Annotated in this window: 16 protein-coding genes; 6 read left to right on the top strand and 10 right to left on the bottom strand. The window is 68.0% G+C overall.

The window, feature by feature from the left end:
• Positions 1–211: 211 nt before the first annotated feature.
• Complete coding sequence (locus ACZ7LK_RS29685; protein ID WP_471144354.1) at positions 212–403, top strand: hypothetical protein; 192 nt, start codon at positions 212–214, stop codon at positions 401–403.
• A 78-nt stretch (positions 404–481) separates the two neighbouring features.
• Positions 482–676: a hypothetical protein gene (locus ACZ7LK_RS29680; RefSeq protein WP_471144353.1), complete on the top strand. Its 195-nt coding sequence runs from the start codon at positions 482–484 to the stop codon at positions 674–676.
• 990 nt (positions 677–1666) lie between these two features.
• Here ACZ7LK_RS29680 and ACZ7LK_RS29675 read toward each other — a convergent pair.
• Both ACZ7LK_RS29675 and ACZ7LK_RS29670 read right to left on the bottom strand, forming a co-directional pair.
• Positions 1667–2848, bottom strand: a complete 1182-nt coding sequence (locus ACZ7LK_RS29675; RefSeq protein WP_471144352.1) for a ParB/RepB/Spo0J family partition protein — start codon at positions 2846–2848, stop codon at positions 1667–1669.
• Positions 2845–4089: a ParA family protein gene (locus ACZ7LK_RS29670; protein ID WP_471144350.1), complete on the bottom strand. Its 1245-nt coding sequence runs from the start codon at positions 4087–4089 to the stop codon at positions 2845–2847. The genes ACZ7LK_RS29675 and ACZ7LK_RS29670 overlap by 4 nt, the downstream gene beginning before the upstream one ends.
• Positions 4090–4799: 710 nt before the next feature.
• On the opposite strand from ACZ7LK_RS29670, the gene ACZ7LK_RS29665 reads away from it, so the two are divergent.
• Positions 4800–5702: a hypothetical protein gene (locus tag ACZ7LK_RS29665; protein WP_471144349.1), complete on the top strand. Its 903-nt coding sequence runs from the start codon at positions 4800–4802 to the stop codon at positions 5700–5702.
• A gap of 189 nt (positions 5703–5891) precedes the next feature.
• Here ACZ7LK_RS29665 and ACZ7LK_RS29660 read toward each other — a convergent pair whose 3' ends face one another.
• The 3 genes from ACZ7LK_RS29660 to ACZ7LK_RS29650 form a co-directional block, all read right to left on the bottom strand.
• Positions 5892–6401, bottom strand: a complete 510-nt coding sequence (locus ACZ7LK_RS29660) for a hypothetical protein (protein WP_471144347.1) — start codon at positions 6399–6401, stop codon at positions 5892–5894.
• Positions 6402–6733: 332 nt separating this feature from the next.
• Positions 6734–7066 (bottom strand): hypothetical protein, encoded by a 333-nt coding sequence (locus ACZ7LK_RS29655; RefSeq protein ID WP_471144346.1) that lies wholly within the window; start codon positions 7064–7066, stop codon positions 6734–6736.
• The gene (locus ACZ7LK_RS29650) at positions 7056–8978 is read right to left on the bottom strand and encodes a polymorphic toxin-type HINT domain-containing protein (RefSeq protein ID WP_471144344.1); all 1923 of its coding nucleotides are present in this window, start codon (positions 8976–8978) and stop codon (positions 7056–7058) included. The genes ACZ7LK_RS29655 and ACZ7LK_RS29650 overlap by 11 nt, the downstream gene beginning before the upstream one ends.
• A 303-nt stretch (positions 8979–9281) precedes the next feature.
• Here ACZ7LK_RS29650 and ACZ7LK_RS29645 point away from each other — a divergent pair, with 303 nt between their 5' ends.
• Together ACZ7LK_RS29645 and ACZ7LK_RS29640 are read left to right on the top strand one after the other, a co-directional pair.
• Complete coding sequence (locus ACZ7LK_RS29645; RefSeq protein WP_471144343.1) at positions 9282–9722, top strand: nuclear transport factor 2 family protein; 441 nt, start codon at positions 9282–9284, stop codon at positions 9720–9722.
• A 479-nt stretch (positions 9723–10201) separates the two neighbouring features.
• Complete coding sequence (locus ACZ7LK_RS29640) at positions 10202–10984, top strand: SMI1/KNR4 family protein (RefSeq protein WP_471144341.1); 783 nt, start codon at positions 10202–10204, stop codon at positions 10982–10984.
• 115 nt (positions 10985–11099) lie between these two features.
• Here ACZ7LK_RS29640 and ACZ7LK_RS29635 read toward each other — a convergent pair whose 3' ends face one another.
• Complete coding sequence (locus ACZ7LK_RS29635) at positions 11100–11378, bottom strand: hypothetical protein (protein WP_471144339.1); 279 nt, start codon at positions 11376–11378, stop codon at positions 11100–11102.
• Positions 11379–11576: 198 nt separating this feature from the next.
• On the opposite strand from ACZ7LK_RS29635, the gene ACZ7LK_RS29630 reads away from it, so the two are divergent.
• Complete coding sequence (locus ACZ7LK_RS29630) at positions 11577–11795, top strand: hypothetical protein (RefSeq protein ID WP_471144338.1); 219 nt, start codon at positions 11577–11579, stop codon at positions 11793–11795.
• Positions 11796–11880: 85 nt separating this feature from the next.
• Here ACZ7LK_RS29630 and ACZ7LK_RS29625 read toward each other — a convergent pair whose 3' ends face one another.
• The 4 genes from ACZ7LK_RS29625 to ACZ7LK_RS29610 form a co-directional block, all read right to left on the bottom strand.
• Complete coding sequence (locus ACZ7LK_RS29625; protein ID WP_471144336.1) at positions 11881–14412, bottom strand: hypothetical protein; 2532 nt, start codon at positions 14410–14412, stop codon at positions 11881–11883.
• A gap of 289 nt (positions 14413–14701) precedes the next feature.
• The gene (locus tag ACZ7LK_RS29620) at positions 14702–15070 is read right to left on the bottom strand and encodes an anti-sigma factor antagonist (protein ID WP_471144334.1); all 369 of its coding nucleotides are present in this window, start codon (positions 15068–15070) and stop codon (positions 14702–14704) included.
• A 534-nt stretch (positions 15071–15604) separates the two neighbouring features.
• The gene (locus ACZ7LK_RS29615; RefSeq protein WP_391816565.1) at positions 15605–15961 is read right to left on the bottom strand and encodes an STAS domain-containing protein; all 357 of its coding nucleotides are present in this window, start codon (positions 15959–15961) and stop codon (positions 15605–15607) included.
• A gap of 122 nt (positions 15962–16083) precedes the next feature.
• Positions 16084–16647, bottom strand: coding sequence for a hypothetical protein (locus ACZ7LK_RS29610; RefSeq protein ID WP_471144332.1), 564 nt, complete (start codon positions 16645–16647; stop codon positions 16084–16086).
• Positions 16648–16939 lie beyond the last annotated feature (292 nt).

Raw genomic sequence — 16939 nt, 5'->3', positions numbered from 1 at the left:
GCAGATGCCGCTGCTGGCCCCGCCGATCGACCGCTCCCCCGCCTCCGCCCAGGCAATGGCTGACGCCACTGACGGCGTCGAGTCCGCCGGCCTGCTGGATGTGGCCGTACCTCTGATCAGCAGCCTCTTCGGCTGACAACCCCGGCGTGCTGCCCGTTAGGCGAGCCGCCTCTGCCAGCACACCAACCCACCCATCCGAAAGGACGAGCCGATGCGCAACGAGTTCACCCCTCTCGACGAGACCCAGGCAGCCCTTGCGGTCACCCCGCAGATGCCGCTGCTGGCCCCGCCGATCGACCGCTCCCCCGCCTCCGCCCAGGCAATGGCTGACGCCACTGACGGCGTCGAGTCCGCCGGCCTGCTCGACATGGCGATGCCCCTGATCAGCAGCCTCTTCAAGTGATGTCTTCCTGGTGCGCCGACAGAGGCTGAGCCGCCGCTGCCGGCGCACCGGAAGCCACCGATCCGAAAGGACGAGCCGATGCGCAACGAGTTCACCCCCCTCGACGAGACCCAGGCAGTCCCTGCGGTCATTCCGCAGATGCCGCTGCTGGCCCCGCCGATCGACCGCTCCCCCGCCTCCGCCCAGGCAACGGCTGACGCCACTGACGGCGTCGAGGCCAACTTCCTGCCCGCTCTGCCGCTCATCGCGTCAACGATCGCGAGCCTGTTCTAAAGCGTGGGCCACCGCAGCTGGCCGGGGCGATCACTACCGAATGGGACGGGCAGATCGCCTCGGCCGCTGAGCACGCAAAGGGTTCTCATCTCATAGAGAAAAGGAGGACGCCGTGTTGCCTTATCTGCCGGTACAGGGGAAGGTCGAACGCCGCTGGGATGCCAACGTGGCCTACATGCGCCTTCTCGGTGTCTACGAGGACCCCGATACTCACGCACTGGGGGAGCAGTGGGGAGAGCCTCCTCCCGCAGAGAACTATGGCCTGGATGTAGGTGACCCGAGCCCAGGAGCGGGACGAAGCGACCACGGCTGGCAGTGCCAGGCGGGGATCTGCTCCTGGGTTGGCCCGCTCTAGCAGGAGGAGCGCAGGAGGGAACAGACGTCTGCCCCTCGCGCTACCCGCGCGTGGGGCAGACGTGTGCCGTCGCGGGATGGCTCCTGACCCCCTGCTGGGAGGCAGGGGCAGCCTCATGCAGCCGATGGGGGTGGCCAGCTGGAAGTGCCACTCGCCGGCAGAGAGATGACCGCGCGAAGGCCATATCGGCTGCGCCGTCACTGGGCACTGGGGGAGGGGCTTCTCGCCGCTCGTCGGGCGGTTGGAGTGACAGGTCGTGGCTCCGGTACGGCGCCTTGGGCTCCATGAGGGCGTGTCGACCGCCTGGCCGAATGCTGCGGCTGCCAGGGGTGCGCTGGGAGCAGCGCGGGTTCGGGGCTATCACGGCGTGATAGGGCGCCCGGCCTTCCGGACACGCTTTGTCGCTATGCGTGTGCGCAGGCTTGGGTTATCACGGCGTGATAGAGCACCGGATGCTGCCGACCTGATCCGCCTGGCCCGGCCGCTGGTTCCGCGTCAGCTGTCGTGCGCTCGTGCCGGCAGGGGGTCGGCTCGGTGCTGGAGCCGACCCCCTGCCGGGCGAATTCGGGCTGACTTGCGCGGGCGTACCAGGCGGAGCAGTCGGGAAGTCAACCACTGCGGTAACCCGCGTCACCTCACGTGGCCAGGCGGTCGGCAATCTGGCGCAGGATTTCGGCGAGGTCTCGGCGGTGTCCTGGGAGGAGCCCACGGCCAAGATCCTCCGCTACCTCCTCCACGCCACTGGCCACCTGGAAGTACCGCTGCAGCATGGCGCTGCGCTCTCCTGCCGTCAGGTGACCACGCGCGAAGTCCATGAGGGCTGCGCCGTCATTCGGCACCGGGGGAGTGGCCTCTCGCGGCTCGTCGGAGGGCTGGGCGGCAGGTCGTGGTTCTGGTACCGGCGCTTTGGGCTTCGTGAGGACGGTGCCAGCCGCTGGGCCGGGTGCTGCCGCTGCGATCGGGTTGTTTGGCGTGGTGTCGGGCTCGGGGTTATCACGGCGTGATAGATCACCGGGGACTTCGGACGGCTGCGAAGGTCCGTCAGCGCGGTGCGTCTGCGGGGGCGGGGGGCTATCACGGCGTGATTGGTCGCGAGCGGCTGCGGACTTGTTCTGCCTCGCCTGGGCCCGGGCATCGGCCTTCTCGCGCTGTTGCTCGGCAGTCAGGTTGGAGAGGTTGCGGACGTCCTCGACGGTGCGGCGGCCGGCGATGAGGTCGGCTTGGAGCGCTGGGTCGAGGTCGAGAATGGAGAGTTTGGAGGAGATGGTCGATTGACCGATCCCGAGCCTCTTGGCGGCCTTGCTCTGGGAGCCGTAGAACTCGACGAGCTTCTTCAGCGCGTGCGCTTGCTCGAGCGGGTTCATGTCGTCTCGGTGGACGTTGGCGACGAACGCGGCTTCCAGTAGTGACTCGTCGGTGGAGACGAGGTCGTTGTTGATGGTTACGCGAATGCTGTCCACGCCGGCTCGGCGTGCGGCTTCGAGGCGGCGGTGGCCGTCGATGACGATGTAGCGGGCCCCGTCGTCCACTTCGTCCGCTCGTTGCGGACGTTCGGCGAGGTAGGCGTCGACGGTGGCGACCGTGATGGCGTTGACGAGGCCGATCTCACGGATGCTGTCGGTCAGCCCCTCGAGCGCGCGGAGCTCTTCGCGAGGGTTGTCGGGGTTCTGGCTGATTAGGTCGAGACTCAGGCTGGTGGGTTCCGGGACGCCTTCAGTGGGCGCTGCCGTCGCGGCGCCGATGGCGGCTCGTCGGGCGCTGATGGGTCGCGCCTGGGCGAAGGACGCGCCGGCACCGAGGTTCTTTGCCTTGCTCACTTGCTGATCTCCCGTGCGAGCGCGCGGAGGGCGACGGACTGCTCGCACCGTGGTGCGTAGGCGAGCAGGGGCTGCTTGGCGCGGACTGCTTCCTTCTGTTCCTTGAGGTCACCGATGACGCCGACCACGCGAGGATCCTTTATGTCCATCCAGGACTGGAGGGATGACGTGGCGATGAAGCCGCGGCGGGCGTCGTAGTGGTTGACGACGAGGCCGAGGTAGTCGATGTCGAGGGCGAGGTCGTTGCGCATGTCCTCGATTTGGGAGGTGAGGAGCCCGTAGGCGTCGGCGCTGCTGTCTTCGGCTTGGACGACGATGAGGACGCCGGAGTTGCCTGCTACCTCGCCGGGGCGGCGGCGTCCGTAGTAGGAGGCGGCGTCCATGCTGAGGCCGAGGCTTGGGGGGCAGTCGATGAGGATGACGTCGTAGTCGTTTTCGATGGGGGAGAGGGCTCGTTCAAGCGCTGCTTCGCGGGCGCGGACGGAGGCCAGGCGCACGTCGAGGAGGAAGGCGTCGGCACAGGCGGGGAGCAGGTTCAGGCGGTTTCCGAAGCGGTCGTCGTCGATCGGGACGATGAGTTCGGTGAGTTCGCCCTTGGCGTCGCCGGCCATGTGGTTGGTGAGGGAGTCCCCATCCATGGGCAGAGGCTCGTGGCCGAGCTGCTTGGTGAGGTGTCCTTGGGGGTCGAAGTCGACGAGGAGCACACGCTGGCCGAGGCCGGGGAGGTCCTCGAGTGCGAGCGGGTCGGTGTCGGTGTCGCTGTCAAGAAGGGCGGCGAAGTGCTTCGAGACGCGGACCGGGACCAGTTGGGTGGGGCTCTCGGCGAGGGCCTCGCCGGCTCCGGCGGTGATGGCGGTCTTGCCGACGCCGCCCTTCTGGTTGCAGACGACGATGCGGCGCACGATCGCCGGACGCTTCACCGCGGGGGCGGGGTGGCTGTCGAGCCAGACCTGCACGGATTGAGCAAGCCCCTGGATAAGGGAGACGCCGCGGCTCTTGCAGTCCGCGCGGAAGCCGGACCACTGCTCGGCGGGCAGGAAGGTGGCGAAGGACTCGGCGCCTGAAGTGTCGATGGGGGAGAGGTTGGATCCGAGTCCTCGCCACGCGGTGATGCCGGCGTCGACGGCTTCCTGCATGTCGATGCCATGTTGCACGGCGCGGACTTTGAGCTCTTGGCGGAGCCAGGAGGGCAGCTTGGAGACGACCTTCTCCCGGTCGCCCCTGGTGTCAGGTGACGTCATGTGAGTCACTGTACTAACGCCGAGGGGTAGCTGATGCTCCGACACGTTAGTTAGCTTGCATTCGATGCTTTCGGGTTATCACGCCGTGATAACCCGAAGGCGGCACCCGTCACTGGTAGGGGCTATCCCGGCGTGATAGGTCCACCCCCGGTTGACGTAGCAGGACCTTCGCGGGCGGAACCAAGCTGCCTAACCAGGCAACGAGCCCGGTATGCCAACGCACGAGCGCAGCTATCACGGCGTGATAGGCCCCGCCCGAGCAATGACCAGGCGGGAGAGCCCTGGCCTCCTCACAGATCCTCCCGATAGTGCCCCGCAGCCACCCTCTTCAGGCGACCATCGGCCAGCAGTTGCTATCACGCCGTGATAGCCCGACCGCCTGTCGTCGTCAGACGTAGTGTGAGCGGCGCAGCGCGGCTCGGACCGCAGCGCCCAGGCGCGCGGCCATACGAACGGGGACCTGCCCGATGGTGGGGTGTCGCCACAGATTTGCCCGTGAGGCGGTCTGGGGCGCGCTTTCTTCGCGGGCACCGTCTTGGGCGCTATGCTCCGCAGACCGGCGGCACGCGAAGCTCCGGAACAGTGGGCTGGTCACCCCGGCTGGGCCAGGCCCACGCAGAGGGTGTGGTGCGCCCACTTCGCGGAGTCCACGTTCGACCACCTTGAGGGTCGCCGCCAACAGCTGGCCGGGCAGCACGAAGGCACCGACCATGCCACATTCGCACCACCGGATCTGGGCTGCCGAGCGGGCGCAGTTCACCGGCGAACGTAACGCTGCCGCAGCTCTCGGCATCACGCGGGACGCAGGCCTGGGACTCGACTCGACAGACCCGGCGCAACGACGACTGCGAGCGATGCTGGCGCTTGCTGTACTCAATTGCGGCAAGGACGCCGCCTGTCTCTCCGAGACCTACCTCTACGAGCTCAGCCTGTACACGTTTATCGTCTCTCCTCGACAGGACGACCTCGTCCTGATCTCGGACGCCGCGGACAACATCGCCCACCGGCTTCTTCCGGGCGAGCACAAGGACGAGACGCTCTGCCTGCCCGGCATGCGGCTCCTGAACGATCCCGACAGCGCCTACCGACTCATCCACCTCCCGACGGGTGGGCGCATCACCACAACCACGCGCAGCGACGGCACAGGGGGCGGGCGGTCCTACGGCGCGCGGTCATGGAAACGAGCAGACGAACCGATCACCCCCCGGGAAGCCGAAGTGCTCAACGCGCTGCCGCATATGACGCCAGACGCCGAGGTTCTGCTCGCTGCGCTCACCTCACGCCTCTGGCTCCGAGATCCGAACGGCTCCTGGGCGGTTGGGGGCTGGTTCAACCCGCCCCCACGCCGCGATCGTCAAACCGCGCGCTCGCAGGGGCACGCACGGCGGCTACACGGCAGCGGCGACCGCTGGGAGCTCGCGTGGACCTCGTATCCGTATCCGGAGGACCTTGTGGCCGCCCTCTCACACCCGCGTGCGGGCCTTCGAGGTGTACAAATCGCCACTGAGGGAGAGGTGACGCACTTGCTGTACGGGACCGCCCGGCTGTCAGTCGTCCCTGCTGCACAGGTAACGCAGGGGCGGCACGATGGAACGTCTCGCATCTGGCGTTGAGGGCCTCCGACTGAGCTCAGCCTGCCGGTTCACCTCCGTAGGGACAGAGCCCGTTGAGCGGGATGTACCAGGCCGCGGAGTCGGCTACGCATTGGTGGAGCTCAGTGCCGGAGCGCAAACGGCTATCACGGCGTGATAGCCCCACCAGCAAGTGAGCGTGCCCTACGGCGGGCTCCTGCTTCTGCTCGTTCACTGGTCTGGTGAGATGCTGGAGGACTCCATCGCGATGGCCATCCGGTGCCACTCCCATGCGGCATCCCTGATCAGCGGGACAACAAGGTCGTCACCGCGCTCGGCTTCGATCGCCGCGCCTGACGCAGGCGAAAAGGCCCGGTCCCCGGAGCGCTTGGAGATCGGGCCTGCCGTCTGATGCGTCTTGCAGTATCCGAGCGATTCGAATGAGCAGCGCCTGGCCGGTCGGTCGGGCGCAGCGCTGTGGGGGAGTTGGGGAATGTTCAAGGGGTCGGGTGGTGCCACGCGGGCCGCGCTGAAGAGGGCGGCATGGTTGATGCCTGGATTTCGGGTGGGGCGTCCCGGGGGCGCAACTGGGCGGTGCGGGCGTCCCTGGGGTGATTGTGGTGCGGCAGGGACGATGGCCACGTAAGCGACGGTGTTACCGGTCGCGAGCGGGTCCCGGTCCGGGGCGTCCCACAGAACTGCAGGTACGCCGACCGTGACGTCCAAGTCGATCAGCTGCACGTCCCACCTGCTACCCATGCTGAAGCCGCCGCTGATACCCACGGCTGACCGTCGCACTGGGCTGGGTGCTGCCGGTGGAGGTGCCGGCCACCCGGACGGAGCAGCGACCCAGGCCCGTAGCGGTCCTCGTGACAACGGGTTCTGAACTCGGGCCCGGCCGAGGCCTGGTGCTCGTGGCAGCACAGGCGGACCACTAGGGCGTCACCGACCGCCTGCCGGGCCACGGCAAGAGTGTCCAGGCGGTCCTGAAAGCGGCAGTGCGGGCGGATGGAAGGAGAAACGGCGCGGCCTCCGGGTGTTTCTGGAGGACGCGCCGTTTCAGCACTGTCAACCTAGCTGAGTTTCTGCAGGGTGCCCTCCGGGCCGCCCGACCGCATGATCTCGTGGAACGCGCGCATCATCGCTTCCACCCCTGCGGTGGGGACCACCACGAGGTCCGGGCAGGCGAAGAACGCCCCTGCCCCGGTCTCTCCCGTCTCTCGCCAGCGAGCCAGGATCGAGGTGATCTCGCCAGGTGTCATGACGGTGGCGCTCCATCGCGTCCCGTCCGGCAGCCGGATCTCGGCGTCGACGTTCTCGACGTTGTCGACAGTGTCGTCGGCCCCGAGCATGAAGACCGCTTCGAACCCGTCGCCGGGCACGGTGAGGAAGGGGTCACTTGCCATAGAGCTTCTTCACCCTCTCAATCACCTTGGGTTCATTGGACTTGTCGGCCTTCGCGACGATCTCGATACCGCCGTTCACGTTGCGGAAGAAGATCCGGGCTCCATTCTTGCCGCGGGCGTAGGTGACATCCGTTCCCGTAAGAGCCTTGCTGCCGATGCCCGGATTCATGTTGCCATTCGCCAACTGCTCGAACATGCTGTCGAACTCGCGCTGCACCTGCGAGTTCTTGCCGGCCTGTTGGGCAGCCTTCACCAGCGCCGGATCGCGGTTGATGGCGGAGGTGATGACTTTGCACGCCTTGGCGTTGTGCACCAGGACCGGCGCGTCGCCGACAAGGGCGTAGTAGGTGTGCGGGCCCTCGACGGTGAGGTTGTAGACACGGGCCTGCTCCCTCCACTGCTTGACGGAGACGACGCGCACCAGCGCGCCGGTGCTGGTGCGCAGATGGGTTCCGGCTTCGAGGTCGCCGGCATCGGCCCAGCGGCCCGGCTGTTCGGTCCAGAAGGGGTGGCGGTCGGTGGCCGTGATCCTGTCCACCCGGTCGCCCTGGTCGCCGTCCGTGTCGACGGTGATCTCAACCAGGTGCTTTTCGCCCTCCCCCTCGATCAGGGCTGTGACGGGAGCCGGTTGGGTGAGGCCGGTCGTCGGGTCAGTGGCAAGGACCTGGTCACCGGCGCGCACTTGGTCGATCGGACGGCTGGTGCCGTCCGCCAGGAGCACGGGCGTGCCCGCGGCGAAGCTGTTGAAGTCGACCGCGCACTCGACGGCGTCCTCGCCCTTTTGGGCCTTCTTGACATCGGCAGCAGTCAGTATCTTGCCGCCGACTCGCAGCCAGCGGAGGACGGACAGCGCGCCGAGCGCCCGCTCCTCACCGCTGAGCTTCTCACCCGTGATCAGGTCCTTGCCGGTCAGGGCGTCGACGATGCCCTTGCCGTCACCCACACCCGGAAGGAGGTCGAGGAGCAGGGACAGCCGACGCTGCTGTTCGGCGTCGTCAAGGACGGTGGAGCCTGATCCCCATGTGTCGCCGATGCCGGAGAAGTCGAAGTCGATGTCCGGGATCTCGCGGAGTCCTTCCGCTCCCTTCTTGATGCCCGGGACATGCTTGTTGGCGGTCGCCATGCCGTTGTTGGCCTGGGCGATACCGGCGTTGATCTGCACCATGCCAGCGTTGGCCTGAGCGATGCCCTTGTTCGCCGTGCTCAAGCCCTGATTGATCTGCGCGACGCCCTCGTTCATCGCCTTCAGGCCCCGATCCATCTGGGCGAACCCGGCGTTCATCTGGTCGATGGCCGCGCCCATCTCGCGGAGCTCCTTGCCCCAGTCGATGGTCGGTTTGGCGGGCGTGTTGTCCGGCTTCCAGTCCGACGTGTCGTAGTGATCGCTCACGATCACCGTGAGCACACTCAGGCCGAACAGGGACTCGTTCGACGCGCCGAGGAAGCGGTCCGCCCGATCGACGTGGGAGCGAAGTTCGTCCAGATGCGGTTTCGCGGCCTTGAAGGAGGCGACCATCTGCATCAGGATCTTCGCCTGGTGTTCCGGATCGCTCTCCTTGGAGGGATCACGAAGGTCGGCGAGCTCGAGCTCCGCAAGTGCCTTCACCTCCTTGTTGAGGGCGGTGAACCGGGCGCCTTGGTCCTTCATGAGGTTTTGGGTGGCGTAGAGGAACAAGGCGACCCCTACGCCTGCCTTGACCGCCTTGCCTCCGAACTCCTTCAGGCACTTCGCCTTGTCGAGGAGTGCGAGGTCTTCGCAGTGTGCGTACTTCGAGATCCGCTCGGCGATCTCTATGAGGCTGCGCCGCTCCTTTTCGGCAGCAACCGCCGGGCCAACCCCCGTGCCCGGACCGAAAAGGACGCACAGGGCCGTCGCGAGGACGACGAGCCGTGAGATGAGTTTGTGGTGCATGGATTCCTTGGTCGAAAAAGGGCCTGCAACGTGGTCGATCGCCGCAAGCCCGGACTTCCCCCTGACGGACAACCCGTCATGTTACCGACAAGTAGGGTATCACCCGGTGTGCACCGGACGCTCTCGTCCGTTCGCTTCCAAGCGCGCCCGCCCGCACCATCCCCCCTGCAGGGCACGTATCGAAAGTGGATCTCGGTGATGCGCTTGCCTTACTTCGGAGGTCATCGTCTCGGCGTGGCCGCGCTGGCAGGATTGGTGATCTCTCCGCGTCGGAGGACGCGGACCAAGACGGAGAGGTCAGCGATGTCCATAGCCGCACCTACGAACACCCGCACTGTGGTTGAGGAGCTGCTGCGCAGAATTGGCCAGGGCGACCCCGAGCTCATCGCCGAGCTGTACGCCGAGCAAGTCGACTGGAAGCTCGACTGGCCGGAGGCCGAGCACGGCCGCAGTGCCACACCGTGGGTCCGTCACCGGTCCACCCGAGCCGACGCGGCCGCCCACTATCGCGAGCTTGCCGAGTACCACGTGCCGGAATTGGTGGCGACCGAGGTCGAGCGCATCCTCATCGACGGAAGCGACGCAGTCGTGCTCGGCGAAATCCGTCAGACCGCCCGGCCCACCGGACGTGCGTATCAGGCGCGGTTCGCTCTGCATCTCACCGTCGAAGACGGCCTTGTCACCCGACACCACGTCTACGAGGACAGCCTGGCCGTCGCCCAGGCATTCGAGGCGAAGATGTGAAGGGCCACCGGGCCAAGCGCGAAGATGCTACTCGCAGCCACGGACGACCAGGTCGAAGATGGCGGTGCTGCGCGGGCCGGGGGCGGGTATCGCGTCGACCCAACCGTCGACGGCGCAGTGCTTGGTGTCCATCAGCTGGCCTCCGTCAGGGTCTCGGTAGGGCGAGGGGAGCGCGGTCGGGCGGTGTACTGCGCGAGGGCGTTGTCGACGTCGCGGCTGCTGCTCATGGTGGGCTCCAGGTGCAGGTGAGGGGTTCAGGCGTGGTCGGTAGTCCCGGCGCCCTTGGGCGGGTCGGAGACGAACCGGGTTTCGCCGGGGTGTGGGTGTGCCGTTCAGAGCTCCGCGCAGTTCCCTGTCAAGTTCTTGTGTTCAGACCCGCAGCTGCTTCTCAGGCCCCCGTTTCAGTCAGCCGTGGTCAACGCTTCGTGGTGCCGCAGCGGCGATCGGCGACGGGCTGGCAAGCGCATAGGGTCAGCGGCATGGCTGACTTGTTCGACGTAGCTGGGGCCCTGACGGGTGGGTGCAGGGAAAGGGGGGATGCATGGGCGTTTGTCAGTAGCTTTGCCGCCTCCTGGTCGACTCCGTTGTCGTCGGCTGACGGGTTCACGCTGGATGAAGTGCAGCAAGCTGAGGACCGCCTCGGCATTCACCTTCCGGCCGCTCTGCGCGAGGCATATACGTTGTTCGGTCGGCGGCGAGATCTGCTGGCTCAGCAGAACCCGCTGCTAGATCCGGAGGAACTGCTGCTCGACCCATCCGATGAACTTCTGGTCTTCCGCAGCGAGAACCAAGGCTGTGCCGGTTGGGGGATTCCCCTGGCCGACTGTTCTCGGGAGGACCCACCGGTCGCCCTGCTTTCCGATCGCCTGCCGAACTCCAGCAAATGTCACTTCCTCGATCGCCTCTCGCTGGCTCTTGTCGAAACCGTGCTGAGCGAGGCGGTCTCTGGCAGGTGGGCGCAAGGGCGTGCATGCCAGGCAACACCTGAGGTGGTTGCCTGTCTGGAGAAGAAGTTCGCCCCTGTCCCGTTGCCGTCATATCCGGCGTGGTTCGAGCCGATGGGAGTGCGCGTTCGCTGGTTCTCTGCCGCTGGTCTCCTGCTCCGCCTAGAGCCCGGCTCGGAGGGGACGGAGCTGGTCGTAACGGGCAGGACTGAAGCTGATCTCCAATGGGCAATCGGAGCGATTCCTGGTGTCTGGCCTGACGCCGAACCGACCGCGACCAGCGCAATCGACGATCACGACCTTGTTCTGCCGTTTTGACGATCACCGTGGCTGTGAAGAACCAGCGTCCCGCAACGGAGCGGAGGACGTTCGCCTCAACGGGGCCGCCACCGCGTTCTGTCGCAGGGCGGCTCCGAGCGGGCGGCGGGAGCTCTTAGGTGGTGGGTGGGCGAAGCGGGAGGACGTTGTCGGCAACCGGGGCAGGGCTCGTTGACGTGCTCTTCTCATCGGTGAGAACGGCGCTGGCCAGGGTGAGGTTGGTTACCAGTTGGCGGAGTTCTTCGATCTCGGCCTTCTGGTTCGCGATGGTCGTTTTAAGTTTGGTGACGGTGTCTCTGAGTCGCTTCTCCGTTTCTGGAATCTGCCTGGTCTCCTTGCGGACGCGTTCCTCGAACTCGCGCTTCAGGTCGACGTGTCTCTTGTAGAGAGCCATGCGGTGGACGCCGGCTTCGGCGGCGAGGGCAGGCCCATCCTCGCCACCGCCGCGGGCAGGTCCTGTACCCCAAGGACACCGTCCCTGGGCGGCGTTCCCCACCGCCCTGGATCGGGTACCCACACCACATGCCACTCGTTCACTGGACCCCTTCTGACGCGCTTGAACACATCAGATGATCAGGGAAGCGTCCACCTTGTGCAGATCCAGCCCGGCGCCTACCGCCAGCAGCTCCACGCCGCACTCACCCAGGCCCGACGCAGTGCCACCGGCCGGATCCGCAGCCAGCACCTGGCCGTCCTGCTCGACGCCGCCCGCGAGGACCTCGGTGCCCCCGGCAGCACACCCGCCGAGGGGCTGTACGAAGTGCTCCAGGAAATCCGCGCCATCCTCCTGACTGGGGCGGACACCGCCTGACGTCGGCCCGACCGCTTGTGTCTGCTGTGCCGTTCCGGCGAGTTCGGGCACTGGCAGCCATGGCTGACCTGGGTCAGCTCGGTGCTCACTCCTGCGGCAACAGTCCCGTCGTGCGTAGCCGAGCCACCGTCTGCGCCGCGTTTGCGCGGGGCGGCTGGGCTGCCATCGCCGACAGCAGACCGTCCCAGGCGTCGGGGAGTCCCGCGTTCACGGCCGACTGGTACGCGGCGCATGCCTCGGGTGTCCGTCCCTGGTCCAGGTACAGGGCGCCGAGCGCGGTGTACGCCTCCGTGTCACCGGCTTCACAGCCGCGGACGTAGGCGCGCTCGGCTGCGGCGGTGTCGCCGAGCTGTTCGCGCACACGGCCCAATGCCGTCCAGGCGTCGGAGGCGCCCAGGTCGGCCGCCCGCAGCACTGCGCGCCGGGATCCCTCCCGGTCCCCGGCGCGTTCCCGTATCCGGGCCAGCGCGGACCAGGCATCGGGGGCACCTCGCTCGGCTGCCAGGTTGGCGGCGAGTTCTGCGCCCGGCCTGTCCCCGGCGTTCTCCCGGGCTCGCGCCAGCATGATCCAGGCGTCCAGGTCACCCGCGCGTGCCGCCTCTGCAGCGGCGTGCTCGGCGCCGGCGTCGTCACCGATCGCCTCGCGCGCTTCGGCCAGCGCGGTCCACGCCTCCGGATCGCCGGTGCGAGCCGCCTGGGCGGCGGCCTCCTCGGCGCCCAGGCTGTCGCCGTCCGACTCGGCGAGCAGCGCCAGGTCGCGCCAGGCCGCTCCGACGCCCAGGGCCGCCGCCTCGCGATGGGCGGCGGCTGCCCCTGAACGGTCACCAGCCCTTTCACGCAGCCTTGCCAGGATGGACCAGCCTTCGGGATGTCCCGCGTCCGCACCGCTGGTGGCCGCGTCCAGGGCTGCCCCATGGTCGCCCAGGGCCCAGTGCAGGCGTACCAGAGCCGCCCAGGCCTCGCTGACCCCTGTACGCGCCGCCCGCGTGGCGTGTGTGACCGCTGTTGCGAGGTCACCGGACCGTTCGGCGACCTGCGATAGCCCCATGTGCCCCCAGCCGTCGCCGGCCTCTGCCGCCTTCTCGAACGCCTCGGCTGCCGGCCCCCCTTGGGCCGCCCGCATCCGGCCGAGCGTCCGCCAGGCCAGCGGTTCGCCTGCAGTGGCCGCCCGGGCCGCGACCGCGTCCGCCGCGGCCGGGTCCCCCTCCGCCTCACGGATCCGGGCCATGGCCGCCCAGGCCCACGCGTCGCCCGACTCTGCCGCGCGCCGATATGCGTCGTAGGTACCCGGCCCGTCACCTTCCGCTTCCCTCGTCACGGCGAGGGCGGCCCAGGCGACAGGATCCGTCGCGGCCGTCTTCTCCGCGGCCTCTCGCCCATCGGTGGTCGCCCGCAGCACGGCCAGGGCCGCCCGGGCACGGACGTGCCCCAACTCGATCGCCCGCTCGTACAAGGGCGCGGCGCTTGCATAGCGACGCCGCTGTTCGGCGGCCCTGCCGAGAGCGTAGACGTCGTCGGCGGTCCTGGCCCAGAGCGCCCCGGACCAGAACGCGGCGGGCGGCGCCCGGTGGGCACGGATCCGGCGGATGTGCTGTTCGAGATAGTCGTCAGGGCGGTAGCTGTCCGGCTCGCCGACACCCGGCTCGTACCGCTCCGCGATCAGCGGCGCGGGGCGGCCCTCCGTTGCCGTCAGCGCTCCGATGGCGGCCGGGAACCATTCCTCGCCCGCGGTCGCACGCGCGGTGGAGTCCATGAATCCGGCTGCCGCCTCCCTTAGCAGAAGCTTGGGCACGGCATGGGCGTGACCCAGCCTGCGTGCTTCCGCGGCTGCCGTCAGCACGGCGTGCTCGGGCGCCGTGAACCATTGGTCCGGGCCCATGTCCCAGCGCCGCGCCAACTCCGGTCCTACGGTGAGGTGTTGCAGTACGTGCTGACCGGGACCGGCAGCCCGCACGGCGGCGGCCATACGCGGATCGCGAGCGGCGGCCGCAGCGACGGCCGCCTCGTCACCGGACAGCCTGTCCGGGACCGTGATCATCCCGTGGGAGCCGGTGAGCAGCGCCAGGGTGTGCGGCGCGCTCTCCAGACCGTTCTCGCGGTTCGTCAGGCGCCGCATGTGTTCTGGCCACAGGGTGCCCACCACAGCGAGCGGCGCCACCTGGTCAAGCAGCTGCCCCAGCGCTCGGGCGGCCCGCTCGCCGGTGTCGCCGTCCAGATAGCGCTGCGTCTCGTTGAGCCACAGCACGGTCCGCGGGTCGATGCCGTCGTCCTCGATCCACGTGGTTAGTTCCTCCGCGTCGGCGGGGAACAGCACGGGCCAGTCGGGAAGCACGGCGGCCACCGCCTCGTACAACGCACGGGTCTTGCCGCTCGCGGAACGGCCCACCAGCAGCACGAGTGCCGCCTGGTTGGTCGCCGCCGTACGGGCCAGCCGCTCGCGCAGGGTGGTGTCGTGCGGGCGGGTGAGGTACTCGGTCAGCGGCGGATCCACCGTCCCGTCCGGGTCCGGCGCGGGGTGGACGCCCAGGCGTACAGGGTCCCATTCCGCTGCGGTGCGCAGCCGAACCCCCGGCGCCTTCCCCGCGGCCGCCCAGAGCGCCTGCACCTCCGCAGTCACCCCGTCGGGGTCTTCGCCGGCCAGCCTCGCAAGCGCTGCGGCGACGGACACCGTGTCCCGGAGCGAGGCCGGGGGTGCACAGGCCAGGACCAGCGTCACGGTGTCCTGCGTGGGCCGCCCCTGGTGGCCATCAGCGTCTGCGACGAGGGACTCGGGTGCCGGGCTGCCCGCGGCCCAGTACAGCCATCTCAGTCGTTGCTGGAGGGCGTGCAGGGGCCCTGGCGGCAGGCGAGACGGGGCAACAGAGTGAGCGCCCTCCGACCCGTCGTCTGCGGTCAGCCTCTCGTCGTCAGCCATGGCCGCCCAGCTCCCGGCCGAGGAATTCAACCGCGCGATCGACCGTGTCGAAGATGGGAAACACTTTGGTCAGCCCAGTAGTCCGGAACTTCTTCGCCATGCGGTCGCGAGGCACCACAAGCGCCAATCGGCCATCGCGGGCACGGACCCGCTTCAGAGCACCAAGCAACACACCCTGTCCCGTCGAGTCGATGGAGTAGACCTCCGTCACGTCTAGGACCAGGAAGATCCTTCCGTGGTTAATCAGGTCGACCAGCAGCTGACGCAAGGCTGGAGCTGTGTACACGTCCAACTCGCCCACGAGCGTCACCACGGTGATGTACTCGGAGACGTGCTCATACGACGCTTGCAGGTCCTCCACCTGGCCTCGCTCCATGCCGGCTGCCCGGCGCCCCAGCGAGCCCACGCCTGGCAACGCCAATCAGATACGCCACTATCGGGCATTTTGGAGCTTATAGGGTGACCGCAGGCTATGCAGGCTTGAGAGCCGCGCGGGCCATGGTCAGGGTGCGACGGCGTGGGCTCTTGCCGCTCGCGCAATGGTCCAATGGAAGCGCTAGCGCCGCCGTACGCCTGGGGCGCCAATCCCGTGCCAGCCGAACCCTGAGTTCTGCCCCGCGGTCGCCCAGAGCGTCTGCACCTCCGCAGTCATCCGGTCGAGGTTTCTCCCCAGCCAGCCTCGCAAGTGCCGCTGCAATCGCATGCCGGAGCGAAGCCAGCGGTGTCCGCCTCGGTGCCCGTACCGGCCCCTGCGGCGAGCCAACTGTCGATCCGGACTGCTCTGGGCCCGGTACAGCGAGCACAGCCTTTGCCGGAGCGGCACGGGTCCCAACGACAGACGGCGCGGTGACGGGCGAGCGTCCTCCGCCGGGTCGCCACGCTCGGCCATTCGTCGTCAGCGAAGGTCGTCACGCATCCGTCGGCCGAGGAATTCGACGGCGGGGTCAGCTGTGTCGAAGATGGGAAATACTTTGTTCAGCCCAGTGATCCGGAAGATTTTCGCAAGTCTCTCGTGAGGCACCACCAGTGCCATCATGCCGTCGTGGGCGCGGACCCGCTTCAGTCCACCGGCCAGCACACCGTTTCCCGTCGAGTCGATATTGGTGACCATCGACAGGTCTAGTACCAGGAACCACCTTTCGTGGTTCACCATGTCGACCAGCAGCTGACGCAAGGCTGGAGCTGTGTACACGTCCAACTCGCCCACGAGCGTCACCACGGTGACGTACTCGGAAACGTGCTCATACGACATCTTCAGGTTCACCGGGCCCCGCTTCGTGCCGCCTGCCTGGCGCGCCCGTGCGCTTACGGCTGACGGCACCCAAGCGGAAACTTTGATTCCATGCATTAGGGATCTTATCTGGCGACCATGAGCTATGCAGGGGCGAGAGCAGCGCGGGCCGCGCTCAGGAAGGCCTCCTGCGCGACGGCGTGCCGGGTTCCCGGAATGTTGACGGCCACTGCGTCGCGGAGGATTTCCGCCGCCGCTGCCACTGTATCGGGGCCTTCAAGGCGTACGACGTTCAGTGGCTCGGCCAGTGCACTCACAGCGGCGTCGTACTCCCGCCGCCGCCCGGTCTCGTGGGCGGTGCCGATGGCGCCCTGCCAAGCCGCGAGTGCCTGATGGGCGCTGTCGGCGCGGCTCAGGTAGGTGACGTAGGCGGCCCGCCGCACTGCCCGCTGGGTCGCGAGCGTCTGTTCAGTGAGGGTTCGGCGGGCGACATCGAGTTGGGCCGTAGCCTGGAGTTGTCCGGAGTCCCAGGCGGCGGCTGCTTGTTGTCGGCCGGCTTCCCAGGCGGCCTCAGCCTGGCGCTCGCCCGCAGCCCAGGCTGCTGTGGCCTGGCGTCTGGCGGCAGCGAGGGTGAACACACCGGTCAGCGCTCCGCCGCTTACCGCGGCCCCGGCCGCAATCAGCGCCGTCGTAACGGTCTCGTCCACGTCAAGCGCCCAGCTCCGCGAGCACCACGGACCTGGCCTCCTCCTGGATCCAACGCCTGAAAGAAGATCTCATCACGCGGTACTGCTAACGGATCCAGCTCCTTGCTCCGGCGGCGCCTCGCCGTACTACCGCAAACATTCATTCCCAAGGCCGCCTGCCGGTCCCAGCCCATCGTCGTACCAGCAGGGCTTGCCGCGCCGCGGTGGCCCGGGGTGTGTGGTTGTCAGGGACGGTCTGCGGGCGCTTCGGGGGCGGGGCGTCCGATCCGGTCGGGCACGGGTTCGGGCAGGG

This window comes from Streptomyces sp. NPDC039423 (assembly GCF_055598725.1).
This window is presented reverse-complemented; position numbering and strand designations above follow the sequence as displayed.